Genomic DNA, 23,943 nt, shown 5'->3' on the forward strand with positions numbered 1-23,943 from the left:
CATGACGAACTTCAGGCTACCGGCCGCACCTTTCCTCGTCGTTCTGGCTGCCGCGCCGTCACCCGCGCTCGCGCAGGACGAAGCGGCCGCTTCCGCTGACCCCCTCACCGTCGCCTCGGCTCAGCTTGCGCCTGCTCTTCCCGCCGAACCGCTGTGGACCGCCGCCGTCTCGGCCGGGATCAGCGCGCGCGATGACGGGCCCGACGGCAGCTGGGGATCGCTGAGCCTTACCCGCCGCATCGGGCGCGGCTACGTGCGCGGCAGCCTGATGCGCTATCATGGGACGTTGCTCCAGGCCGACGTAGCGCTTCCATCAGACTATACGGTAGGCACTATCGGCGCGGGCGGCAACTTCGACAACTGGGTGCTCGACGGTTGGGCGAGCTATGGCCGCCAGGACTACGGCCGTATCAGCGCCGCGGCAACGAACGGAGGCGGCAGCCGCTCCAGCACCGGAGCCAAGAACAGCCCCTACTGGGCGCTCGGAGCAGATTTCGGCCGCGTGGTCCCGCTGGGATCGGGATTTTATCTGACGCCGACGGTGGCCGCCTCGTTCGCTGACGGCCGGCTGCTGCGGCCCGCCCCGACCGGCTCGGGCCTCACCGACCTCGAAACCGATGAACCGACCTGGTCTACCAACGCCGCCGTGCGCATCGACCACGCCTTCGGTCCTTCTGGCGTTCACTATGCGGGCATGTCAATCTCGCGCAACTGGACGAGCAACGGCGTCTCGGCCCTGCGTCTGCGGCGAGGCGAGCAGGGGTTCGAACTCGATAGCAAGCATTACGCGGACGGGTGGTCCGAAGCTGGCGCTACCGCAAGCATGAAGCTGGGCCGAAGTCTCTATCTCGATCTCTTCGCGACACGCAGTATTGGACTGGACGCTGGCAACATCACCGCAGCAGGCATGACGCTGCGCAAGGCCTTCTGAAAACGCCCTGCGGCTTCGAGGTTTGTCTGCGCCGCGCGCGCGCATGCGAAAAGGCATCTCGCTCAAATGCCTTGTCGAAGGAATATAGGTCCGACATAGCTCAGGCGATAAAAGATATCTCTTTCAAGTCGGCTAAAAGTTTCCGGAAGGTCTAAGTGCGGCGGACAGTTAGGCTTTTAACTTACCCATCATCCAATCTTGACAAAATGATCCCTACTTCTGCGATATTTTGCCCAAGTACGCCCAATGTACCAGCCAATGTCGTCCAATAATAGGAAAACTGTTGCTATACCTGTGCATTATGCCATCATCCTGCACTCCTTAACTGCCAGATGTGGGTGAAATCAGGCCCATTGCTGAGAGCAGTCGGTAAGTGGAGATGATTCTAATGAGGGCGACCGCTGCACAAGCAGCGGCCATTTTGTGGCGCCCTCTTACCGGATCGAGAAACGGCTGCGGGAGCATAGCAAAGGCGATGTGCATGACCAACGGGTTGGGAACGCTCCTGCAATCGAACACTCAAAACGATGCGTCTAAAACTTTTCGAGGAATTCTCAGAAATCGTCACATCCGCTCGAGCAGCGGGTGATCTGAAGCATGCCCTGCGCGAGTTTGCGCGAAGAATGGGGTATGACCATTTCGCGCTGACCTATGACGATAGGCCGGGCCACGCCGATCGGCGTTCTTTGCTCATTCACGATTATCCAGATGAATGGGCGGAAGTTTACACAGGGTTCAGTCTTTCGCGCGCAGACCCCATCCGCCGTGGGGCGGAGTGCAGCTTCACAGGGTTTGCGTGGCAGCGCATCGGGGATATCATTCCTCTGACTGCCTCCGATTGGCGGATGCTGGCGGTAGGGCGGGACAACGGGATTGACGATGGATACACAGTCCCAAGGCACCTGCCCGGCGAGGCGAGCGGTTCATGCTCCTTCGTGGTGCGTCCCGGGAGGCGCCTCCCGCATCATATGCTCGGGGCCACCGAACTTGTGGGCGCCCTCGCTCTGACAACTGCCCGCCGCATCGCAGGCATTCGCCCGCCATCCGATCGGCCCGTCCTGACCGATCGCCAGTGTGAATGTGTGCTGTGGTCGGCCAGAGGCAAGACCGCTGAGGAAATTGCCGGGATTCTCGGCATCAAGCCGGATACGGTTGTCCAGCACCTGAAGGCGGCCCGCGAACGCTATGACGTGCACTCCCGATCCTCGCTGATTCTGTGTGTCTTGTTCGACGGGCTCATCAGCTTCGGCGACATCTTCCGATGGTGGCGATAGCAATAAGGCCGGCGCCATGATGGGGTGCCTGCCATTAGGCGCCCCATCCCCCCTTCTTGGTATAGACCGTAACTCGGCCCGATGATTTGCTTGCAGGCGTCCTAAGAAGGAAATCGTCATGCAGCAAAAAATGGCAGAAATGCCGGCGTGCGGACTATTCGCACCGGATCACGAAGCATTCAGAGCAATGTTCGCCGCGCGCAAGGAGGTGTTCATTGACCTCCTCAAATGGGATTTGCCCGTGCTGGCGGGCCAGTTCGAAGTCGATCAGTTTGACGATCCTGGAGCCGAATATCTGATCCTGCTGGACCGAAACGGTGCGCACCGCGCATCTGCGCGCCTGCTCCAGACCGATCGTCCGCACCTGCTTGGCGGGCAGTACGCCCATCTCTGCGACGGGCCCGTGCCGAGCGGGCCGACCGTGCGGGAGATTACCCGCTTTTGCCTCGATCGGCATCAAACGGCCGGTGATCGGCGTTCCGCGCGTAACCAGCTGGTGTGCGCCTTGGTTGAGCATGCCCTGCGCAGCGGAATTACCGACTACACCGGCGTCGCGGAGATCAGTTGGCTGATGCAGGTGCTGCGCTTTGGCTGGCACTGTGTGCCGCTCGGCCGTGCTATCCGTCATGGCGACACCATGCTGGCCGCCCTCCACATCCGCATCGATGGACAAAGCATTGAGGGCTTGAAGGACAAGGGAGTCTATGAACCGCTTTCACTCAAACTTGTCGGATCGATGGAGGGTCCGGAATGAGTCGGCCCCCTTTCATGTCTGCTAACCGAGCGACGGAGAAATTACTCGAGCAAGGCTACTGCATCATCCCGGACGCTGTGCCGGCACAAGTGATTGCCTCACTTGTCCATGATCTCGACCCTGTTTTTTATGCAACGCCGTTTGGCCAAGGTCGCTTCTACGGATACAAGACGAAGCGGTTTGGCAGCCTTCTACGGCGGTCTCGCCACATCGAAGCGCTGGTGATGCACCCGGTGATACTCGAGGTGGCGAAGGCCATATTAGGCGACGCATGCGACCGCCTGCAGTTGAATGTCGCCCAAGCGATCGAGATACATCCCGGAGAAGTCAGACAGTTTCCGCACAGGGACCATGACATGTGGGCCGGTGTCAAAGGTCTTCACGAATATCTCATCAATGTGATCTGGCCGCTGACCCCGTTCACTCCCATCAATGGCGCAACGCAGATTTATCCGGGCAGTCACGGCGCTGCCGGCCTGGCCCGCGAATGTCTTGGCGAACCGATAATCGCACAGTGCGAGCCGGGATCAGCTATCTGCTTCCTGGGATCGACCGCCCACGGTGCCGGCGCCAACGCCGGAAGTGGTGTCCGGCGCGCGGTTGTGATCGGCTATAGTCTTGGATGGCTGAAGCCCTATGAAAATCAGTGGCTGGCGTACCCCCCTGAGGTGGCTCGGGAGTTTCCGCCGGAGTTGGCAGCGCTTGCCGGTTACGCGCAGCATCGGCCTAACCTGGGCAACTATGAGGGCCAATGTCCCTCCATTCTGCTAAGTAGCGACATTCCTGACCATATAGGTGCGATCGACGCGCTGAGGCCTGATCAGGAAGCAATGCTAAGGGGCTTCGCGGAGACCTCGACGTGAGCCCCTCCCATGTTTTTGCGCCGACTTATGAAGAAATCAAACGCCGCCTGATGGCAGGGGTCTGGCCGTCCGGCTTCAAATTGGAAGCGATGCAGTTGGCGAAAGACCTCGGGGTCAGCATGTCCCCGGTCCGCGATAGCCTGAACAGGCTGATGGGTGAACGCATCGTGGATGCCGTTGCGGGGCAGGGATTCTGCGTGGCGCGCTTGGACGAACCGAGCCTGCGCGATCTTCTGGATTTCAATCTCGAACTGGTCCGGCTCGCCGCGACGCCAATCGCCTTCACGACCGCACCGGCTCAGGGCATGGATCATGCTTCCCGCACGGCCGCGATATTCCTGTCAATGGCCCAGGGCAGCGGCAACAAGGAACTGTCTCTTGCAGTCGGAAACCTCAATGACCGCCTCCACGCCGTCCGCAATCTCGATTCCATGATCCTGACCGACGTGACCTCCGAAATCGATGACCTTGAATCGGCGCTGCTTTCCAAGGCACGGCGATCACAGCTCACCGACATGCTCATCCGTTATCATGTCCGGCGCAAGGCGAAGGCGGATCAGTATCTGAGGTTGCTCGTTGGGACAGACCGTGGTTGACGCACGAACGGACGTCATCACAGCAATGATGGCCGCCGTCCTACTGCGCCGAGTCACCATCGCTGAGAACTGCAAAGCCTCAGTCCGATTTGAGCCGCTGCTCAACGGGCGCTCAAACGGCGAATCAAACGGCCGATTTCATCGATCAAGCGAGGGTAGCCCGCGTTTCCGCGATCCTCATCAAAATCCGAAAGATGGCTCTGCGACTATCCGCCTTCCTCAGGACCGAGCCCCGAAACCGCGGTCTCGTGCTACACCAATTTCCCTGATCCAGAGATCTCGACCGGCGACTCTGGTGGAGACTGTTCACTTGCTCGGCACAAGCGGGGGTGCGCGGGACCAGTTTTGTTGCTAGGTTGTTCCCCATGAAGACCGATCTCGCCCATCTCCCTCCACGCAAGCGCAGCGAGCTTGAGCGGGTGGTAACACTTGTCTTCGAATATTTTGATGTAGCCACTGCCGAGCATGCACGGGATTGGAAGAAGAAGGGACGGATCAACAAGATCATCCTGTATGGTAGCCATGCTCGGGGGTCCTGGGTTCACGAGCCCCACACGATAAAAGGCTATCGCTCGGATTTCGACATTCTGGTGATCGTCAACAACAAGCGACTGACTGATCCTAAATTCTGGTATGGGCTCGAAACCCACCTGCAGGAGGAATTCACCAACACTGTGATGCGGACGCCGGTCAGCCTAATCGTCCACAGCCTGCAAGAAGTGAATAACGACTTGGCGCAAGGGCGGTACTTTTTCGTCGATATCGCCCGTGAGGGCGTGATTCTCTATGAATCAGACACCAAGGCATTACGCAAGCCAATCGCGAAGACGCCTGCGGATGCTTTGGCACAGGCTAGAGAATATTACGACAGTTGGTATCCCGATGCTGCCGAGTTCTATGACGATTTCAAGTCAAACCTCGAAAAGGGTCGCCTTCGGAAGGCTGCTTTCGAGCTTCATCAATGTGTTGAACAGCTATACCACACGGTGCTGCTGGTTATGACATCATACACCCCCCATTCCCATAATATAAGACACCTCCGACATCTTGCCGAGCAAATTGATCGGCGACTTGTTTACGTTTGGCCTACGGACACGAAACGCTTAGACACGATGTTCAGCAGACTCAAAGACGCCTATGTGAAGGCGCGTTATTCAAAACAATATTATATAAGTAACGAGACCCTTATATGGCTTGGCAAGCAGACTGAAGAACTTGCACGCGTGACGAAAGACGTTTGCTGTCAACGGATAAAACAGTTAGAATCCGATGTTTCGACCTCCGATCAAATTTGCGCAATGGTTGCGAACACATGACAGATACGAACATACAGTCGAATTTACTGACCCCGTCAGTCAGAAGGGATCTCGGCCATCTTCCGTCTGAGCGACAGCAGTTAATTAGACGAATTGTTGACATCGTTCATGAGGAATTCGCCGATTCACTCAGTCTTGCGCGTCACGAATGGAAAACCAATGGCGCGATTCTAAAAATTATCCTGTTCGGCAGCTATGCGCGCGGCGATTGGGTAGACGATGTGGCGACGGCTGTCGGCAAGCAATCCGACGTGGATTTGCTAATCATCGTCAGCGACCAACGCCTGACCGAGAAGATACGGTATTGGGCAAATCTTGAAGAGAGGTTACGCGTTGAATACCTCTTCAAGCACTACCTTCTGGCACCGGCGCAGCTCATCGTCCATTCCCTGGATGAAGTGAACGAAGGCCTTCGCCATGGCCGATATTTCTTTATGGATGTCGTACGCGATGGCATCGTGCTTTATGAATCTGATAAGACCCAGCTTGCGACACCGAAAGAGAAAACGCCATCAGAAGTTTATCGGATGTCGCTCGACTACTACAAACAGTTTTTCCAAATGGCCGAAGAATTTTGGGATGACTATTGCAGCAACATGAAGCGAAATCGGTTCAAGAAGGCCGCGCTGGAGCTCCACCAATGTGTTGAGCAACTCTACCACACCGTCCTCCTCGTCCGCACCTTGTACACGCCTTACGTCCACGATATCGTCAAGCTTCGGGAGCAGGCGGAACAAGTTGATGGCCGCCTGACTGAAGCCTGGCCTCGTGACACGCAGTTTGAGATTGATGCTTACGAACGGCTTCAGGTCGCGTATGTAAAAGCCCGCTACCACAAGCACTTCATGATCGACGAAGAGCAGCTCGCCTGGTTGGGAGCGCGCGGCGCAATTCTCATGAAACTTGTCGAGGTTAGCTGCACGGAGCATCTGGCTGCGCTGGAAGCCGCAACCGGCGGCTGAACAAGGTCGGCAAGCCCACTGTTGCAAATTCGGTCAATCCAAGGCAAGCTCGGATTGCGACGCCGATATGCTGGCAAAGGCGTCGTGGGAATATCCCGTCAGGCATCACACTCACCTGTCCCGAAGTGGACGGGTGGCCCAACCGGAACCAGGGCGGCTGACGCTTCCCGACGGCGGCTTACCTCGTGTATCTGATGGACCGGCATGCGCCGGACCTTCGGTGCTGCCGCGCATGGTTTGCTGGTGCCCTCTTCTTCGTCGCCTCTACACCTGCGCCCCGCCGCTGTGGCGAGGCAACAGGACGAAAGCCCCGCCGCCGTCGAAGGTTCGCCGGTTGCGACCTCCCTGATCGACGTTCTGTTCAGGACAGAAGCAGCCGGTCTGCTGCGGTACTTCCGCCGCAAGGTCGGGGATGAAGCCGCACCCGATCTTGTACAGGAGGTGTTTGTTCGTCTTGCAGGTAGCCGCCAAACGAAAGCGCTCAGCAATCCGCCCGGCTACGTCCGCCGCATCGCTCGCAACCTGCTCATCGATCGCTCGCGCCGAAAGACCGTCGCCGAGGCCGTTTTCGTGCCGCTTGAGCCACATCATGATATGGCCACAGCAGCGGAACAGGATAAAATTCTGGAAGCCGCCCAGCTGCTTGGGCAGTATGAAGACGCCGTTCAAAGTATGACCGAGAAGACCCGCCGGGTTTATCTCCTGCACCGCGTCGAGGATATGAGTTATCGCGACATTCATCGGCAGCTGGGCATAAGCATCGCGACGGTGGAGTATCATATGATGCGGGCGATTGCGCATATTCAACAGGTCGTAGCCCCAGAATGACAATGCCCACCGATCAAGACGACGCCGGCCCGGCCGCAGCCGCGCTGTGGTTTGCCCGCATGCGAGGACCGGATTCCAAGAAATGGAAGCCGCAGTTCGATGCCTGGATGACGGCTGGGCCAGAAAACCGAGAAGCCTACAACCGCCTTTCTGAGCATTTCACCAATTCAGATGTGCTGAAGACATCCACACGGTTTGGGAAGGCCGCCTCTGTCCGGCGTCGCCGAAAATACCTTGCGCCTATAGCCGCCATGGCTTCCGTCGCAGTGGTGATGGGACTTGTATGGATTGCCGTGCCGGCCCGCAAACAGGCGGAGATGACTGGGGCGTCTGAACAGGCAGGCCAACTGCTGCAGGCTGTAGGACATGCCCGGTTCTATAGTTTATCCGACGGCTCATCGGTGACCCTGGACTCCGGTGCGCGCATGCAGATTGCACTCGGCGCCGACCGGCGCGATCTCTGGTTGGACGCAGGGCGCGCGCGCTTCCATGTTGCCCATGATCGACGACCGTTCATCGTCCATGCCGGCGGCGGTACCGTCACCGCGCGTGGAACTGTTTTCGATGTCGTGCTGAACGCCGACCATCATGTGCAGGTCGCGCTGATCGAAGGGCACATCGATGTGGTTCCAGGAGCTCCAGGCGAATCTTCAAACGCTGGGCCAGCAATGCGCCGCCTCAATCCTGGCCAGGCGGTGACGTTCAGCAGCGATGGCAATCGGTCTCTGGGCATTGCACCCATCGCCTTGCCTGCGCTCATCTGGCCACAAGAGGACGTCGACTACCGTTCCGCAAGACTTTCCGATCTAGTGGCAATCGCCAATCGATCCTCAGCGCACCCGATCAAGCTGGCAGACCCTTCGCTCGCTTATCTCGAAGTATCCGGCCGCTTCCGGTTGAACAATCCCGAGCGTTTTGCCGACAGCGTAGCCCAGCTCTTTGATCTGGATGTTCATAAGCATGGCGGGGAGATCGTGCTTGCGAGGAAGAATATTTCATCGCCCCCCTAAGGTAAGCGGCACAGACCGCGTCAGACCCAAATGACAGCCGCCTCTCGATCGAAGGCGGAGCAAGCTCAGGGGCTGATATGAATATCTCGCGCGCAGTGATGGGAATCGTACTGACAGGGTCGGCAGTGGCGGCTTGGCCGATCCAGGCAACGGCGCAGCAGCGCGCTCTGATCGCGTTTGATCAGGAAGCGCAGCAAATGGGCGATGCTCTTAGGGAAGTCGCTGCGCGGTCCGGATCGCAAATTTATTTTACGCCGAGGGATGTTTTCGGTCGGTCGGCACCCCCCCTTAAAGGCAACTTCACTGTCGAGGAGGCCGTCCAAATACTTGTCGACGGCAGTGGTCTCGTCGCCAGCTTCTCGGGCGACGCAATTGTCATTCGCACCGCGTCGAAATCTCCTGCTGGCAATGCCGAAGCGGGGCAACAGGACAGCATCGTCGTCACCGGAAGCCGGATCCGCGGGGCCCCGCCATCGGCCCCGGTGACGACGGTGACCCAGAATGACATGAGAAACGCCGGCCAGTCGGACCTGGGCGAAGTCGCACGAAGTCTGCCCCAGAATTTCGGGGGTGGACAGAATCCGGGGATCGGAAGCTCACAGGGCGCAGCAGACCAGAATGTTAACGTGAACGGAGCTTCGACCTTCAATCTACGAGGCATCGGCCCCAATGCTACGCTGACGCTGCTCAACGGCAATCGCCTGAGCTACAGCAGCACCAGTGCGTCGATAGATATCAGCGCCATCCCGGCGACCGCGGTCGATCGGATCGAGATCATCTCGGATGGAGCTTCTGCGATTTATGGCGCGGATGCCGTTGCCGGCGTGGCCAATATTATCCTCAGACCTGATTATTCCGGGCTGTCGATGACAGCGAGGATCGGAGGGTCTACCGATGGAGGAAACTTTCAGCAGCAATACGATATTGTAGGTGGTTCGGTATGGTCCGGCGGCGGATTCCTCGCCGTTTATGACTACTTTCAGAATGATCCCATTTTCGCCGGCGAGAGAAGCTACACAAAGTCGCAGAATCCCAGGTCGACTATATATCCGGGTATTGACCGCCACAGTGCGCTGATAAGTTTGCATCAGGATATTGGGCCGGACATCACATTCGGCACTGATCTTGTCTACAAGACAGGCAACATGGATAGTGCAAGCGGTTATTTAACCGACCAGCCAGTTACGTTTCAGGGATTGATGGCCCGAACAAAGTTCGAGTCCTTCGGTGTCGCTCCGAGCCTGAACGTCGATCTGCCGGCAAACTGGTCCGCAAAAGTGAATGGCTTTTACGGATTCGATGACACCAGCGGTCTTTCAAAAATCTACTTCGCGGGTGTCCAGACCGGAAATGTAACCCGAGACTACGACAATGATGCCATTTCTCTGGAGGCAAGCGCGCAGGGACCATTATTTGGTCTGCCGGGCGGCGACGCGAGGTTGGCGTTTGGCGGTGGATTTCGCAGCAACAAACTTCGGGCAGTTTCATCGAGCGTCGACCTAGCGCGCAAGCGCGACAACTATTTTGCCTACGGCGAGATCTTTCTTCCGCTTATCGGCCCCGTGCAGAATATTTCTTTCTTACATCGGCTCTCGCTGACAGGAGCAGTCCGTTACGAACACTATTCTGGTGTTTCCGATATCGCTACCCCCAAGGCGGCGCTCATCTATGAGCCGATCGAAGCGGTAAGGCTGACGGCGTCCTGGGGCCGATCGTTCAAGTTGCCGACGCTGTACCAGCAATACGCCGGCTACGCTGCCGTTCTCGTTGATATCTCGGGGTATGGTGCCGCCTTCCCTGCCGGTTCAACTTATCTGGCGGCGCTCGGCGCGAATGAGGATCAGAAGCCCGAGCGGTCCGAAAGCTGGGTATTTGGTGCCGAGGTAAGGCTCCTGCACGGCTTGGACATCTCGGCTAGCTATTTTCGCTTCGACTACAGCGATCGCGTGGCACCTCCCCTTGTTTCAACCGCTGGTGCCCTCACCAACCCCATCTACGCCGATCTCATCACGTTCAATCCCAGCCCCGCCGAGATCGACAAGGTCGCGAATGGTGCACTCGGCGGGCTCCAGAATGCCTCATCCGGGCCATTCGATGCCGCAAAGGTTGTAGCAATCCTGGACGCGCGCGACCGGAATTTGGCGAGTCAACTCTATCGGGGCTTCGACATGTCTGTCCGGTACTCTGCGGAGGTCGGCAGGGACCAGACGCTTGCACTTACCGCAGCCGGAACCTGGCTGAGCAGCAATCAGCAGCTTATTGCCGGGCTGCCAAAAACGGACCTGGCGGGTACGATATTCAATCCGCCACATTTTAAGGCCCGCGGCGGAGCGGTCCTGAGCAGTGACCAATTCTCTATTGCCTCATTCCTGAATTATACGGGCGGGGTCGAGGACAACCGACAAACAACGGTTCGAAAAATCTCTTCAGTGACCACGGTCGATCTGACCGGGCGAGTCAAATTCGCCCATGGTTTTGAATTGGCTGTCAATGCCCTCAATATTCTCAATGCAAAACCCGATTCAATTCTTACGGATGCGCCCTTCGACACGCCGTTCGATGCCACTAACTATTCAGCTACCGGGCGCTATCTGGGCGTTTCGCTCAGCAGAACCTGGTAAGCACCATGATCACGGTTCGAACAGCTGCGGTCATCACAACTCTAATTGCTATTGCCGCGCCCGGGCATGCCGTCCAGGTTACAGATACGTCCGCAAGATCCAGCCCATCACGCATAGCGCGGGCATGGACGCTTGAAGACATCGTAACGGTGCCTCAAGTCGCTGATTTGATATTGTCACGGGATGAGAAATCTGCACTCTATATCAGTCGCCGCGCCGATATTTCCAAAGATGCGGCGATCTCTACGCTTCACCTGGTCGATTTGGGCAGCAAGTCCGACACCGTGTTGCTGAAAGCCGCCTGGATTGACCGGTTAAGGTCTATCCCGGGGAGCAGCGATTGGAGTGTGCTCACGGATGTGGGCCATGGAATTCAGCTCTACCGCATCGACAGGCGCGGTGTGATGAAGCCGATTGCTTGCAATAACGAGATAGTGCCGACGGGAAATGCTGACGGGGTGGTTGGCGACCTGCTGGCCAGGCAACCACTTCGGTCTGGCATCCTGTCCTACGATTGGTCGCCGGATGGGAAGCTGCTGTGGTATTCAGTGCTGCGGGCGGAAAAGCTGCGTCCGGCGGTGCTGAGGGATGACGCTGTTGCGCTGGCGGCAGCACGACCACGTGCCCTTAGTGGCGTCGAAGTAGATTTCCACGTTCGCTTTCAAGACGGGCGGGACGTGAGCGTCCTCACCCGTCCCACTTCCGATCGCATTGCACGCTACCTGAATGGCAACCCACGCTGGAACGGGTCGGCATTCACATTCTTCGCGGAAGAGGTTCGACCAGACGGGGCATCCCAATTCATCGCCTTCCGGTGGGACGCGGATCGACAACTCCCGGTGCGTCAGGATGGGCCGCCGCAAGACCCTCACAGCATCCAATCGCTAGGGCCGCACGGCGGCAGGCTTGATACGGCAGGGTTTGCCGGGGAACGCGCGCTGGAGGAGACAATGCCAGACGGCAAGGTCTATTCCTATGGCAAGGTCGCTTTTCTTGTCGGCGACGCCCGCTCCGCGGGAAGCTGGCGATCAGCGGACGGGTCGCTTGCGCTGATTGGGACCCGGGCCATTGACCATCCGGCCTACGGCCTGCAACTTGTGGATGCCAGACGAAGCAAAGCGCTCGTCGTCTCCGGCAGTGTCACCAAATGCGATTTTTCGGAGACACTCGACATCGGCGTCTGTGTCAGGGAAGCTATCACGAGGTCGCCTGAACTGGTGCTGGTCACGCCCCGCCGAAAACGCGCAGTTCACCGGCTTATTTCCCTTTCGCCCGATCACGACCGCATCGCGCCATTGCGAGCCGAGGCGCAGACCTGGCGCAATCGGCTTGGCTATTCCGCGACAGGGTTCGTCGTCTATCCGCGGAACTATGTTGAGGGAGTGCGCTATCCTGCCATTGTCGTCACACATGGCAGCGATGCCGATGAGCGCTTTGCTCATGAAGAGTTTCAGTGGAACTATCCGGTGCAGGTGTTTGCCGAGAAAGGCTATGTCGTTATCCTGATGAACGACCCTTCGCCCAGTCAGAGTGCGAAGCTGATGGCGGCCTATGACGAGTGGGGTGGAGCCGAGGGCCGGGTAAAGCCGGAAGAGGTACAGCGGCTCGTCTGGCTGAACGGCGTCTACAGTTTTGAAGATGCCGTTGGTGACATGGTGAGCCGCGGCCTAGCCGACCCTGTACGGGTCGGCATTGCCGGATACAGCCGCGGGTCGCAGATGGTGAATGTGACGATGACCCAGTCCGGCGCTTTCCGGGCCGCATCGAGCGGTGATGGCGGCTTTCTCGAGCCAAGCGTTTATCCGGAGAGCACACGCACCTATACTGCCATCTTTGGCGGATCTCCCTATTCTCTCGATAATTTGAAACGGTATCAGCGCCTGTCACCCTCCTTACGCGCCGGATCCGCAAGTGGTCCCATATTGCAGCAGATGGCCGCGCCGCTTAGCGGCGCCATCGAGCTGTTCAAAGCGCTCCGCAAGTCCTCAATTCCTGCTCAGATTACGCTCTACCCCGGCGAAACGCCCACCGCCTATGAAACGCACGTATTTCATATCCCGTCCAACCGCCTCGCTGCCATGCAGGAGAATTTGGCTTGGTTCGATTTCTGGCTGCGCGGGACGGAAACGTCGGATCCGGCATATGCCGACCAATATGCGCGCTGGAGGAAAATGGGGGAGCCAAATCGAAATCGGCATACCAGGCTTCCCCAATGAGTCACCTTGTCGTCGAGTGTTGATTTTCCCAGGACCTTGCCCAACTTTCCGCCGCGCAGAGCGCCATAAGCCGTTGGGTCTTCGCAATGCCTCGCCAGCCAGGAATGGCCGGTTCATCGAGAAAGCCTGGGTCGACAATTTTCTCGCGCACCAAGATGCCGTCACGCAGCATGGCGAGCACCGTGTCAGCATGGTGCTCGAATATCTGACGCATGAAGCCGCCCGGGCCGCCTTTCGACGTCCGATTTATCAAGGCGGCGGGCAGCACATCTGCAAAGGCCTGCCGCGCGCACGCACGGTCCTGCCCAGATCCAATCCACTGCCACGCGGGGATGGTGAGGCACAATTCGACCAGCGGCTGAGAAAGCAATGGCGCGATTTGGGGCGCACTTTTGCCCCTGGGATACAGCTCAAGACCTTTCTGTGCGCGCATGAGCATGGCGACATGTGCCGCCTTCCCGGGTAAGGATCCTGCGGGGGCCTCGAGCCAGGGATGGCGCACGAGGCTCCCGGCGATGGCCTCTGTTGCCTGGATCGACAGGCCGCGCGACTCCGGCACAACGGCATAGCCGCGGCCGCCACGCCGGTATTTTTGCCAGCCGGCTTTGACGACAGCCAGCAAGCTCGCCTCTGTGAGGTCGCACACATCTATCACTGACCGGCAGAGGCCCGGACCAAGCCCCTCTGTCAGGAAGCGGTCGACGATTGGAGTGGTCGACCGCATGGAGCAAAAGACATTGTCACCACCGTTCCCGGTGAAATAGGCGTCAACTGTATTCTCATCGGCCAGACGCGTGTGCACGGCCTGTATGTTCTGGGCGAATTGGCGCGCTATGGGCCACGGGAGATGCGGAAGCGTCCCTCTGCCGACGTCGATGCGCAGCAGATTGTACCGCTCCATTATCAGGGGCAGGCCAAGCGCATCGGTCAGAGTCGTTGCGTAGCCGCTTTCGTCCCCTTCCGGATCGGGTCCAATCATCGTCAGGCACCGAATAGAAGGCGCCTCCGGCGGCAACGAGGCCGCCACGATCGATGAATCGAGCCCTCCGGACACGCCGAGGACGATGTTCGGGAAACATTCTGCCCAGGTCCGAACGCAATCCACAGTCGTGGCATGAAGCTTTTGCGGTGCGTCCGTGGGCCGGGATGCCGCGCGTGAATCTACAAAGTCCCAAGGGGACCACCAACAGGCGATGTCGCAACGCTGCCCGTCGGTTGTGAGGCAATGTCCTGCTATCAGTTCGTTTACTCCCGCAACGCAGGTCGCTGGCCCCATCGCATCGGGCGACCAGAGAAAACGAGCGAGTTCCAGGTAGTCAACGCGGCTTGCTCCGTCGTTCGCAGCAGCTAGGTCAGCGTCACTGGAAAGCCGGACCCGCCCGTCCGCTGAGCCGAAAAAACAGGGAAGTGCGCCTGACGGGTCGCGAAAAATGGCCAAATGACCGCTTCCAGTCAGGAAGATCGCGATGTAGGCGCCCCAATAGTCACGCGTCAGATCAAGGAAACCCGACCGCTCGAGGCGATCGTAAGCAGGCTGATCGATCTGCGAGACACGCCGACTCGGCAGGGTCCGGGTAAACATATGCCCGATTATGACGCCGCGCTTGCCCGTGTGGATGGCTGGCCCCTCGGACCAGACCCGGAAAGACCCAGAGCAAAAGACAGGGTCCATCCCTACCACCCGATCACGGGACTGGCTCGAGTGCGGCTCATCGGCCGCGATAAAAAATCGGCCGGTCATCAGATGACCAGGATCGGCGAGAAACACCGGACGCGGTCGAGGCGATCAGACAGAACCATTTCATCCTGCTGGACCCAGCAATGCGCAGCAAATGGCAGCGATACCCCAAAAACCAGGCTTGGGTCATGGCCACGCCGCCGCAGGACAGTAATCATCGAGATACTTAGGGGGAGACACATGTCCGTCGTGTCGCTGAAGCGTTTGAGGGATTCGAAAGCAGCGGCAATCACGAGCGCGTCTGCGCGCCCATTCGACCTGATGCGCCCGTTGGCTTGGCCGCGCCGACCGACGAGGTTTTCGATGATGCGTTGGAACGGCGTATGTCGAACAGCCCTTCGTGCAAAATGAAGTGCGATGATCGCTTCCATGACGAGCCTCGCCTGAGGATTGATGCCCGGCAATTGCTTGTAGTCCGTCAATGGCTCCTGAGCGTCGCGCTGAAGCTCGCGCGGCGGACCACCGTCAGCTTCGATGATATCGCGATCGCATAACCATTCGATGGCATTGGCATCAGCATCTCCCGCCACAAAGCTGGCAAAATACCGCGCGCGCTCGCCGCTCAACTGAAAATATCGGTCACCGGGTAGATCCAGAAAAACCACCGTGCCAGGAAAGCACCGATAGAAGAGCCCGCTTTTAAGGACATGTACCATCTGACGCCCTCCCTGAAGTGGGGTGCGCATATCAAGCGAGATACGCACCCCTATTGCTTCAGTCTTCGGATGAAATTCCCGCGACCCCGTACTTCATACCGGTCTGGGTGTCATCACGGCCGAATAGAGCATTGCCCCTGGTCTCGATATGAGCAATGCCAAGCTCAATGACATCACTTTCGTTATGTTCACGTTCTTTCATGGTCACTTCCTTCCATCTAAATCGCGACTCTCAACGTCGCAGATGAAGGCTGCTTTTCATGGCAGGAAACGTCCATTTTATAATTGGATTATAATCGCGCACGACGGCATCGAGGGGGACGGTTATAAGAAGTGACCGAGCTCGAGAACGTGCGTTGGGAGCACGTGCCGGCGCCTTTAGTCGACGACCTGAACATACGCGTCAGCGACCCGGTCACCCCATTCGGTCCGAACGGGACCAAACGCTTCGAATGTCAGCAACCTTCGTCCGCGCCGCAAGCAAAATCTCGCAAATTTTACTCTCTTCATGCGATATCCATTTTGAAGCAACCAATCCTCGCTCGGAGCGTCACCCGACATCCCTGATGTAGGGACAACCTGAAGTTAGCTCGTTGGTTTGTCGTGGTAGTGTCCTCCAGTATATGAACGCGCGGCAACCGGGATGAGGAATGAGCCAGCGCGCCCGCAGCTATTACGCGCCGATGCTGCCGCACAGGACGTTAGACCTAGCATTCGTTAACACGGCTATCGGACTGACTACGGTGCATGAAGCCTCCGCAGCCAACGCCAGCCCCGGAGCAAAACGCGCGGGTCTGGCTCGAACCCGCCGCTGGCACGCCATCTTTCTTCTTTATGCGTTTTTGGCGCCGCTCACCGCAAATCAAAGGCCGAAGGCACCTTCACGGGGACAAGCCGGCGCGGGTCCTTAGGCGTTTTCACCCGCATCCCGGCGGGCCTTCCCCTTCCGCGTTGACCTGCCCACGTCTTCGGCCTCAATTTCGCAGCCCGCAACAAACCACGTCGGCGGCGCCCGCAAGAAATCGATATCATTTGCCAAAATCCTGCGGTGGCTGGGCAAGGATGATACGACAGACCGTTGACGGGCAATCAATCCCGGCACGAGCAGGCGCGGCGGCACGCACGCTAGATAATGCTAGACAACGGCGATCAGTACAGGCCGTTCTGGGTCAGCCCTTAAGCCAGTCTTTTCGCCAGTCGCTGTAAGAACTGCGTCTGATGCGCGTACCGCAGCCTCGACAATTGCTGACATAGTTCCTGCCATCCCAGTCCACATCCTCGCGAACGGGCTTATGAGAGCCAAGAGCGCACTTGAAAAGTTGCATCGATGCCGAAAACATAGCGACCCCGCTCCTGCCTCCGACTGGTTTACTCTCAGCTTGGCGCTACGCAAGCGGATTGCTAGCCTCTCAACTGCCCCGTGAGCACCTTCGCGATGGCCGCCAAGTTGATCCGCGTGATCGCTATTAAAAGTCAAAATCCTCATGCTTCTGCATCAGGCCAGATGCTTGCCCATTCATCCAGATGGATGCAAGTGCGCATGTTTGTCGCACCTAAACATGCCTCAAAAAAAGTCTCCCGATGCAGGCATCTTGACGGTATCGAGTAGCACTATTGTTAACAAGCCATCACCGCATCACCATAATTTTGGCGCATAACTTATCGAATAAGAAATTGCCTCTTGCCTCACAAGCAAGCGCTAGTCTGAAATAAACTAAGTACTACATAGTTAGTGTATAAGATTTCAAAATTAGATATTATATTTTTTACATCTTAATAGAAACAGCTGTCATGTTTTAAAAGTTCTATCTTGTTTATTACTCTCGGTCTTTTGCGATTCCATCTGCCCGATTAGTTTACCCCTGAATTTCCTTAACTCGGGCCTTCGCGCGTCCCGAGCGTTGACACGCGGCACAATCGTCTCGTGAAAGAGCTCATCTTTATTTCGTCTGGGGCTCGGTCTTCTATCACGATATTTGTCCGCCGATCGCTGCCCTCCGGCGCGGGATGGGAGCTGCGGTCCTAGTTGTGAATGGCCAGGCGAAATGCATGGGTCAATCGGGTACGAGTTGCGGCATTTCTGCAGAAGACGATGGGTGGAAAAACATTCATCGATACCCAGAACATGGCAGCAGCAGCAAGCATGAGGCCGCTGCAGCGCCGAAGGCCCTCTCCTCGATCCGTCCTGCGAGCGAGCCGGCTGGCCGCGATTCGCTTCGTATAGCTTTGCGTTCGGGAACGGCGTTCCCACCGTCACATTACCCATCGACGTGACGGAGTGGTAACAGGTGACGATGGATTTTGAAGCCTTTGCGTGGGGCGTAAAAGGAGCGCGCTCAGGCCTGAAGTTATCGGATAATCCCTATATCAGTTCGGCCGCGAGGGCAGCCTGGACCGCGGGGCATCGACAGGAAATGAACCAGAGGCGTTCTAGGGCCGACTTTGCGGCGCGCTTCTAGCTCTCACCGACCGGCGATGTCGGTCCGCGCCGTCGCCGCAAGCGCTACCGGTCGCGCCGATCGCTGTGCTGAATGCCCGCCCAGAGGGCGATTTGAAATTCTTACGCTCCTGTTGGCGGAGAGCGTAAAACCGCGCAATAGTGGCCACCGTTAGATAGCAGATAATTCATTCGAGGGTCGCGCTGCGCGGGGAACTGCAATGCTTGCTGGCTCGTTTCCGCTGATATCGCTACGCACTGTTCCGCGACAGGGAAAGGATTTTGTGATGAGGGCTATTCTTAAAGCCGGGCTCGTTTGCTCGCTGTCTGCTGCTGTGGTGGCACCAGGCATTGCAAGCGCATCGGTACGCCCTGCTGCTGTGACATTCGGTTCTGGGTCCAGCGCGCTCAAGAGCGGCGAGCGAAAATCGGCGGTAGTCGCCGCAGACAATGATTTGAAGGCCCGGGACGCAACGGTCGCATTGCTCGCTGCAGCAGCGGCGGGGCTTGGTCTTTACTGGGCCCTGCGCGATCATGACGACAAGCCTGTAAGTCCCTCCTGAACCAACGCGAGCGCCCGTCCAAACGACTTTCGTGCGACTCGGCGCAGGCGTCGGGATGCTCTAGGTGGCATCCTCTCCCACCGGACTTGCCCCGCAGGGGCTCCCGACGCATGGCAGCGCTTTTCATTTCTAACTGGTATCGGGCGTTGACCTTCGCAGGTGCAGCGCCAACAAAGCTGACAACTGCAGGCGAAGCAAGCTCTTACCTTGTCCCTCCTGCCGCCAGTCGCGCACTCGAGGAGATGCCGTCCGGGCCGCTGTAGGGCAGGATGGCCACTTCCTTTTTCAATCCAACTACCCGAGCCTAGGCGCACGTCGCGACTACGGGCCATCTCCATGCGAGCCACCCCCCGTGCCCGTAGTCCCGCCCGCGCTGAGTTGCGGCTGCAACCGAGAATGATCCGCTCAGGCCGGCGGCGCGACCAGGCCCGCCCCTGCGTTCTAAGGAACGGTCTGGGCGTTTCCCGCGATCCACCCACCGATTCGGGCAATGCCGTGATCGCCGGGAGGCTTGGTGACGCAAGCCCAGAACTGCTCTGCCTGCCAGCCTTCCCAGTTCGAAGTGGCAGTCCTTTTTGCCGGCTAGCCGTGGTACTGCAACTATCGTAATCGCATATCACCATAAGCGCTCATGAGCACTAGCTTACCCGAAGCTACGCCGCGATACCGCACCCTGAGCTAGGCTGCTTGCGCGCAGACACTGGAGCCCAGTTCTCCCCATCGTCGCATTTTTCCGGCTACGTCCGTCCATGCCGATCCCGGTCGACTGTCTTGGGCCACGGAAACCGCGAAATGACGGCGCCTTACCCTGCAGTTATCTTCTGGTCCACTTTTCTGCGCTAGATCCCCACTGGCGATCATATTTCAGACGTGAAGGCGGCAATGAACGACATGAAGCAATCGACAGTTCTGGTGACGGGCGCAGCCGGTTTCATCGGTGCGGCGGTCTCCGACGCGCTCATGGCACGCGGCCAACCGGTCGTGGGGATCGACAACCTCAACGACTACTACCCGGTATCGTTGAAGAAGGCGCGGCTGGATCTTCTGGAGCATCGCCACCGCGGTCTGTTCCACTTCCGCGCCGTTGATTTCTCGGATCAGGCAGCGCTCGCCGGCGCTCTCGCCCCACTTCGCTTCGACACAATCGTCCACCTTGGCGCGCAAGCCGGCGTACGTTACTCCCTCGAAAATCCGCAAGCTTACGTAGCATCAAACCTGGCGGGCCATGTCAACATGCTCGAAATCGCGCGTGGGCGCGAACTGGAGCACATGGTCTATGCCAGCTCGAGCTCAGTCTATGGCGGCAATGCCAGTCTCCCGTTCTCGGTTGAAGACCGCGCCGACCATCCCGTATCGCTCTACGCCGCGACCAAAAAAGCGGACGAATTGATGAGCGAGACATATGCCCATCTGTTCCGCATCCCGCTGACCGGACTTCGCTTCTTCACAGTCTATGGTCCCTGGGGCCGCCCCGACATGGCAATGTGGAAATTCGCCGAACGCATTCTCACCGGTCGCCCGATCGATGTTTATAACAACGGCGAGATGTCGCGCGACTTTACCTATATCGAGGATATCGTTGGCGGCGTCCTTGCCTGCCTCGATCAGCCGCCGGCGGACGATGGCGCCCCGAAGGCGGGGGGCAGCGTGAAACCGCATGCGCTGTACAACATCGGCAATAGCCGCGCCGAGCCACTTCTGCGCCTGATTGCCGTGCTGGAGGACGCGCTTGGCCGCAAGGCACTGCGCAATCTCCTGCCGATGCAGCCGGGCGATGTACCTGCGACATATGCCGACATCACAGCCCTCACTCGCGATACCGGATATGCTCCGAGCATCCCGATCGAGATTGGTGTTCCCCGCTTCGCCGACTGGTTTCGAGGATACACTTGCCTGTGAGCGAGAGCATTGTAACCCACTTTTCTGGCAAAAAATAACCCGACTTACGCAGCACTGGGACGCGCCGACGCTACGGTCTTGGTGATCGCTGCGGAGAGGACCACCCCGCGGCAAAATATGGCAACGACAAGCGGGTGAAGGTAATTCACAAAAGGTCCGGCTCCGTCCCCTGCAACATCACAGGAGCGTCACCGGGCGTCCACGGTGCCGCCCGCTCCATGATAGCCGCGAACAGCCTCGATTCGAGATGGCCGGAAAGCCAAGTATGCAGATGTGGTAGGTCCTGAGTGTCGAACCACGCTCGATCTACTGCGGCAAACTGACGGACGAATGGAAAAACAGCCGCATCGGTGAGACCACGTGAATTGCCGCTGAGCTGACCGGAGCTGGCCAGCAGATCATCGAGATCACGCAGGATCATGAGACCCTCATCCCGGTGCGCCTGTTGATTGCCATCGTAGCGCTCGGGATATTTATAACGGTCCAAGTGGTGTTTGAAGGCCCCATCATTCCGCGCGATCAGGTCATTATCGTCGCGCTCCAACCAGCGTTCCGGATCGCGCTGCCCAAGCGCGAAGCGCATGATGTCGATACTCTGGTCGATGACCGTGTCGGTCGGAAGAACAAGCACCGGAACCGTTCCCTTTGCCGAGGCGCTGATCATCGCCTCCGGCTTTGCCGACAATCTGACCTCGCGCAGTTCGCAGATCATGCCGCTCACGACGAGTGCCAGTCGCGCCCGCATCGCGTAAGGACAGCGCCGAAAGCTATAGAGAACGGCGTCAGGCATTTCGATGCGCCGCGAACAAGGGGGTTGCGGAGCAGACGACAGGCCTAAGGGCGCGAGACATTGTCTTCGCTGCCGCCCTGCCCTATCCGTACCGCGCCCACGTGAAGCTCGCCGCGCGCAGCCGCGAGTTCCTCCTGCCGTTGGCGCTCGCGATAGGATTCACGCTGTGCATCGCTGCGCTCGGTATGGCAGGCCGGGCAGCTCACCCCTTCTTCAAATAGCGGTGAATTACGGTCCGAAGAGCTAACCGGGCGTCGGCAAGCATGGCAAAGGCTGTAAGTTCCTTCGATCAGGCCATGCCCAATAGTGACGCGCTGGTCGAAAACAAAACATTCTCCTCGCCAGAGGCTCTGCGACGCAGGCACTGTCTCAAGATATCGCAAAATGCCGCCCTTCAGGTGGTATACCTCCTCGATGCCCTCCTGTTTCAGGAAGGCGGTAGACTTCTCACAGCGGATCCCGCCCGTGCAGAACATCGCAACTTTTGTCTTTTTGCCAGTGCCCACGCTCAGTAGCCGCTCACGTTCATTCCGGAACCAGCCAGGGAAATCCCGAAACGAACGCGTTTTCGGATCTATTGCGCCTTCGAAACTGCCAACGGCGACTTCGTAGTCGTTGCGGGTGTCGATCACGATCGTGTCCGGGTCCGCAATTAAGGCGTTCCAGTCCTGCGGCTCGACATAAGTGCCGGCGCTCGCCAACGGATCGATGTCGGGCTTACCCATAGTCACGATCTCGCGCTTGATGCGCACCTTCATGCGATGGAATGGCATAGCCGTCGCCGTTGACAGCTTGACGTCCAGAGATGCGCAGCCGGGCAATGCGCGGATATGCTCAAGAACACTTTGAACGGCCCCGGATTCGCCGGCGATCGTGCCGTTGATACCTTCGGACGCGATCAGCAGCGTACCGCGTACGCCATGATCCCGGCAAAGTCGGTCGAGGGGTGCTCGCACGCTTTCACAATCTGCAAAAGGCGTGAAACAATAGAGGGCGGCCACTGAGAAAGCGTCAGGAGATGCGATGCTGGAAGTGTGCATGCAAAGCCCCTTAGCGCGAACGCATGCCAAAGCGAATGCTGTTGGCGATGTGGGAGAGTCCGTGCCGAGACTAACGGCGCCCCGCACGACGGAAATGCTGCGTCGCAGCATTCAGCTGGACGGGCATATTGCCGCGCACTATCAGGGGACACATGAACTTTTTCGAACAGTATGAGCATGCGATCAGCCAGATCGTTCTGCTGTGCCCTGCTCCCGACAAATTCGCCCATGTCTTCGCGGGACTGATATTATGGCTTGGCTCGGCAGTGATCTTGCGGCGCCACCTCGCTTCCCTCGTTCCTTTGGCCGTCGTGGTGCTTTTTGAAACGGGCAACGAGATCATCGACTTCTTCGCGCACGATGGCTGGGAGTGGAGTGACACTCTCGGCGATGCAGCCGCGACCTGGTTCTGGCCAGCTGTTGTGTGGGCAGCCGTCAGGCTCTGCCCCTGGTTAACCGGCGCGAGAAGCCGGAAGCTAGCTCCCCTACCGGACGACGAGGTGGAATCGCGCTTCCGCCGGCATCCCGCAGAAGGCCAGGCGGCCGGCAACGGCGTCTAGGGGTCTGACGGGGCTGCTGCAGAAGCGAGCATGCCAGCAGTTAGCCTGCAATAGTAGGTGAACTCGGGCGCGCAGCTCGTCCAGACAATCAAGCCCCTCGCTGGCAAATTAAAATAGCACGGGGCGCGATTGCCTGTGGCGCCGATCACATCGACCTATTTCGTCAGCCACGAACGCCGGCGACTTTTGCCGTCCGGGATCTCTTTGCAAATAGTCTTTAAATAAAGAGCGCGCCAGAAAAGAGACTGCGCTGCGTGTCGCGTTAGTGCACGGTTTCAAGAGGGACCGGGGTGAACCCGGGAAATATCTTCACCTGCTCGAGAGGAAGCCGCGTTTGCTGGACAATCACCAGCCACATGCCGTCACCCTCGGGCAGCGCGGCAACGTGGGCGCTGCCTGCCACGGCGTCCGGACTCTTATCAAAGGCCTCATGAACCGCTTTCAAATCGGCCTCTGAATTCTCCGAAAGTGCAATGTACTTACGCTGCATGTGGATCCGCATAACAGGGATGTACCGCGAGAGCTTGCTACAGGAAATACCGAAGGCAAATTCGCCCTCCTAATTTTCACCATACTCGCCCGGGCCTGCTGCTCGGGAGGATTGCGGTGCATTTCAACTTCCGCCATGGACCAATTTGTCCGGAGGCTGGACTGCCGCTGCAGAGCCAACCTGGCTCGCGGTGGTGCGCGGGCGCGGCGGTGGAGGAGCAACGCTGCGCCCGCGTCTAAAAACGTGCCCCTGTTCGCATGGAATGCTGCGGCGGTGTTGGATAGGGCTAACCCGCCCGCACTTTGCAGCAGCGCTCCGCGCGGTGAGCGCACTAGACCATCGTACCAAGCCTCAGATCAAAGCTTCCGGCCGTAGCCGCTATCGGCTGGCCCATCATCC

Annotated in this window: 21 protein-coding genes; 15 read left to right on the top strand and 6 right to left on the bottom strand. The window is 58.5% G+C overall.

Features of this window, described 5'->3' with window-relative positions; genetic code table 11:
• Position 1: 1 nt before the first annotated feature.
• The 11 genes from PMI02_RS04665 (at position 2) to PMI02_RS04715 (ending at position 13,371) form a co-directional block, all read left to right on the top strand.
• Entirely contained in the window at positions 2 to 931 is a 930-nt protein-coding gene (locus PMI02_RS04665; RefSeq protein ID WP_007679467.1) for an autotransporter domain-containing protein, read from the top strand.
• A 527-nt stretch (positions 932 to 1,458) separates the two neighbouring features.
• Positions 1,459 to 2,205: a LuxR family transcriptional regulator gene (locus PMI02_RS04670; protein WP_036502259.1), complete on the top strand. Its 747-nt coding sequence runs from the start codon at positions 1,459 to 1,461 to the stop codon at positions 2,203 to 2,205.
• A 118-nt stretch (positions 2,206 to 2,323) separates the two neighbouring features.
• Positions 2,324 to 2,959, top strand: coding sequence for an acyl-homoserine-lactone synthase (locus tag PMI02_RS04675; protein ID WP_007679469.1), 636 nt, complete (start codon positions 2,324 to 2,326; stop codon positions 2,957 to 2,959).
• Positions 2,960 to 2,973: 14 nt separating this feature from the next.
• The gene (locus tag PMI02_RS04680; protein ID WP_036502287.1) at positions 2,974 to 3,822 is read left to right on the top strand and encodes a phytanoyl-CoA dioxygenase family protein; all 849 of its coding nucleotides are present in this window, start codon (positions 2,974 to 2,976) and stop codon (positions 3,820 to 3,822) included.
• A complete protein-coding gene (locus PMI02_RS04685; protein ID WP_007679473.1) occupies positions 3,819 to 4,418 on the top strand; it encodes a GntR family transcriptional regulator in 600 nt (199 codons plus the stop codon). Before PMI02_RS04680 ends, PMI02_RS04685 begins: the two co-directional genes overlap by 4 nt.
• A gap of 365 nt (positions 4,419 to 4,783) precedes the next feature.
• A complete protein-coding gene (locus PMI02_RS04690) occupies positions 4,784 to 5,734 on the top strand; it encodes a HEPN domain-containing protein (RefSeq protein ID WP_007679475.1) in 951 nt (316 codons plus the stop codon).
• Positions 5,731 to 6,696: a nucleotidyltransferase domain-containing protein gene (locus tag PMI02_RS04695; protein ID WP_007679477.1), complete on the top strand. Its 966-nt coding sequence runs from the start codon at positions 5,731 to 5,733 to the stop codon at positions 6,694 to 6,696. The genes PMI02_RS04690 and PMI02_RS04695 overlap by 4 nt, the downstream gene beginning before the upstream one ends.
• A gap of 204 nt (positions 6,697 to 6,900) precedes the next feature.
• Positions 6,901 to 7,524: a sigma-70 family RNA polymerase sigma factor gene (locus tag PMI02_RS25755; protein ID WP_007679478.1), complete on the top strand. Its 624-nt coding sequence runs from the start codon at positions 6,901 to 6,903 to the stop codon at positions 7,522 to 7,524.
• Complete coding sequence (locus PMI02_RS26210) at positions 7,521 to 8,534, top strand: FecR family protein (protein ID WP_007679479.1); 1,014 nt, start codon at positions 7,521 to 7,523, stop codon at positions 8,532 to 8,534. The genes PMI02_RS25755 and PMI02_RS26210 overlap by 4 nt, the downstream gene beginning before the upstream one ends.
• A gap of 77 nt (positions 8,535 to 8,611) precedes the next feature.
• Positions 8,612 to 11,155 carry a TonB-dependent receptor gene (locus tag PMI02_RS04710; RefSeq protein ID WP_052025429.1) on the top strand — a complete coding sequence of 848 codons (2,544 nt, stop codon included), beginning with the start codon at positions 8,612 to 8,614 and terminating at the stop codon, positions 11,153 to 11,155.
• 5 nt (positions 11,156 to 11,160) lie between these two features.
• Positions 11,161 to 13,371: a prolyl oligopeptidase family serine peptidase gene (locus PMI02_RS04715; RefSeq protein ID WP_081496620.1), complete on the top strand. Its 2,211-nt coding sequence runs from the start codon at positions 11,161 to 11,163 to the stop codon at positions 13,369 to 13,371.
• Position 13,372: 1 nt separating this feature from the next.
• Here PMI02_RS04715 and PMI02_RS04720 read toward each other — a convergent pair whose 3' ends face one another.
• From PMI02_RS04720 to PMI02_RS26945, 3 genes are read right to left on the bottom strand one after another with little or no spacing between them, the layout of a single operon-like run.
• Positions 13,373 to 15,139, bottom strand: a complete 1,767-nt coding sequence (locus PMI02_RS04720) for an asparagine synthetase B family protein (protein ID WP_157222380.1) — start codon at positions 15,137 to 15,139, stop codon at positions 13,373 to 13,375.
• Positions 15,112 to 15,765 (bottom strand): lasso peptide biosynthesis B2 protein, encoded by a 654-nt coding sequence (locus PMI02_RS25760; RefSeq protein ID WP_007679483.1) that lies wholly within the window; start codon positions 15,763 to 15,765, stop codon positions 15,112 to 15,114. Before PMI02_RS25760 ends, PMI02_RS04720 begins: the two co-directional genes overlap by 28 nt.
• 58 nt (positions 15,766 to 15,823) lie before the next feature.
• Positions 15,824 to 15,967 (bottom strand): benenodin family lasso peptide, encoded by a 144-nt coding sequence (locus PMI02_RS26945; RefSeq protein WP_007679484.1) that lies wholly within the window; start codon positions 15,965 to 15,967, stop codon positions 15,824 to 15,826.
• Positions 15,968 to 17,185: 1,218 nt separating this feature from the next.
• Between PMI02_RS26945 and PMI02_RS26950 the strand changes: the two genes are divergently transcribed.
• From PMI02_RS26950 to PMI02_RS04730, 3 genes are all read left to right on the top strand, one after another.
• Entirely contained in the window at positions 17,186 to 17,374 is a 189-nt protein-coding gene (locus PMI02_RS26950; protein ID WP_157222381.1) for a hypothetical protein, read from the top strand.
• Positions 17,375 to 18,489: 1,115 nt separating this feature from the next.
• Positions 18,490 to 18,765 carry a hypothetical protein gene (locus PMI02_RS26955; RefSeq protein ID WP_157222382.1) on the top strand — a complete coding sequence of 92 codons (276 nt, stop codon included), beginning with the start codon at positions 18,490 to 18,492 and terminating at the stop codon, positions 18,763 to 18,765.
• Between the two features lie 882 nt (positions 18,766 to 19,647).
• The gene (locus tag PMI02_RS04730; protein WP_007679486.1) at positions 19,648 to 20,664 is read left to right on the top strand and encodes an NAD-dependent epimerase/dehydratase family protein; all 1,017 of its coding nucleotides are present in this window, start codon (positions 19,648 to 19,650) and stop codon (positions 20,662 to 20,664) included.
• Positions 20,665 to 20,809: 145 nt separating this feature from the next.
• On the opposite strand, the gene PMI02_RS04735 is transcribed toward PMI02_RS04730, so the two are convergent.
• Positions 20,810 to 21,454 (bottom strand): glutathione S-transferase, encoded by a 645-nt coding sequence (locus PMI02_RS04735; RefSeq protein WP_007679487.1) that lies wholly within the window; start codon positions 21,452 to 21,454, stop codon positions 20,810 to 20,812.
• Positions 21,455 to 21,498: 44 nt separating this feature from the next.
• A complete protein-coding gene (locus PMI02_RS04740) occupies positions 21,499 to 22,494 on the bottom strand; it encodes a rhodanese-related sulfurtransferase (protein ID WP_052025431.1) in 996 nt (331 codons plus the stop codon).
• 152 nt (positions 22,495 to 22,646) lie between these two features.
• Between PMI02_RS04740 and PMI02_RS04745 the strand changes: the two genes are divergently transcribed.
• Positions 22,647 to 23,054 (top strand): hypothetical protein, encoded by a 408-nt coding sequence (locus PMI02_RS04745; RefSeq protein ID WP_007679490.1) that lies wholly within the window; start codon positions 22,647 to 22,649, stop codon positions 23,052 to 23,054.
• Positions 23,055 to 23,316: 262 nt separating this feature from the next.
• Here PMI02_RS04745 and PMI02_RS04750 read toward each other — a convergent pair whose 3' ends face one another.
• Positions 23,317 to 23,544 carry a hypothetical protein gene (locus tag PMI02_RS04750; RefSeq protein ID WP_007679492.1) on the bottom strand — a complete coding sequence of 76 codons (228 nt, stop codon included), beginning with the start codon at positions 23,542 to 23,544 and terminating at the stop codon, positions 23,317 to 23,319.
• Between the last annotated feature and the right edge of the window lie 399 nt (positions 23,545 to 23,943).

Origin of the sequence: Novosphingobium sp. AP12 (assembly GCF_000281975.1) — a bacterium.
Taxonomy (GTDB): domain Bacteria; phylum Pseudomonadota; class Alphaproteobacteria; order Sphingomonadales; family Sphingomonadaceae; genus Novosphingobium.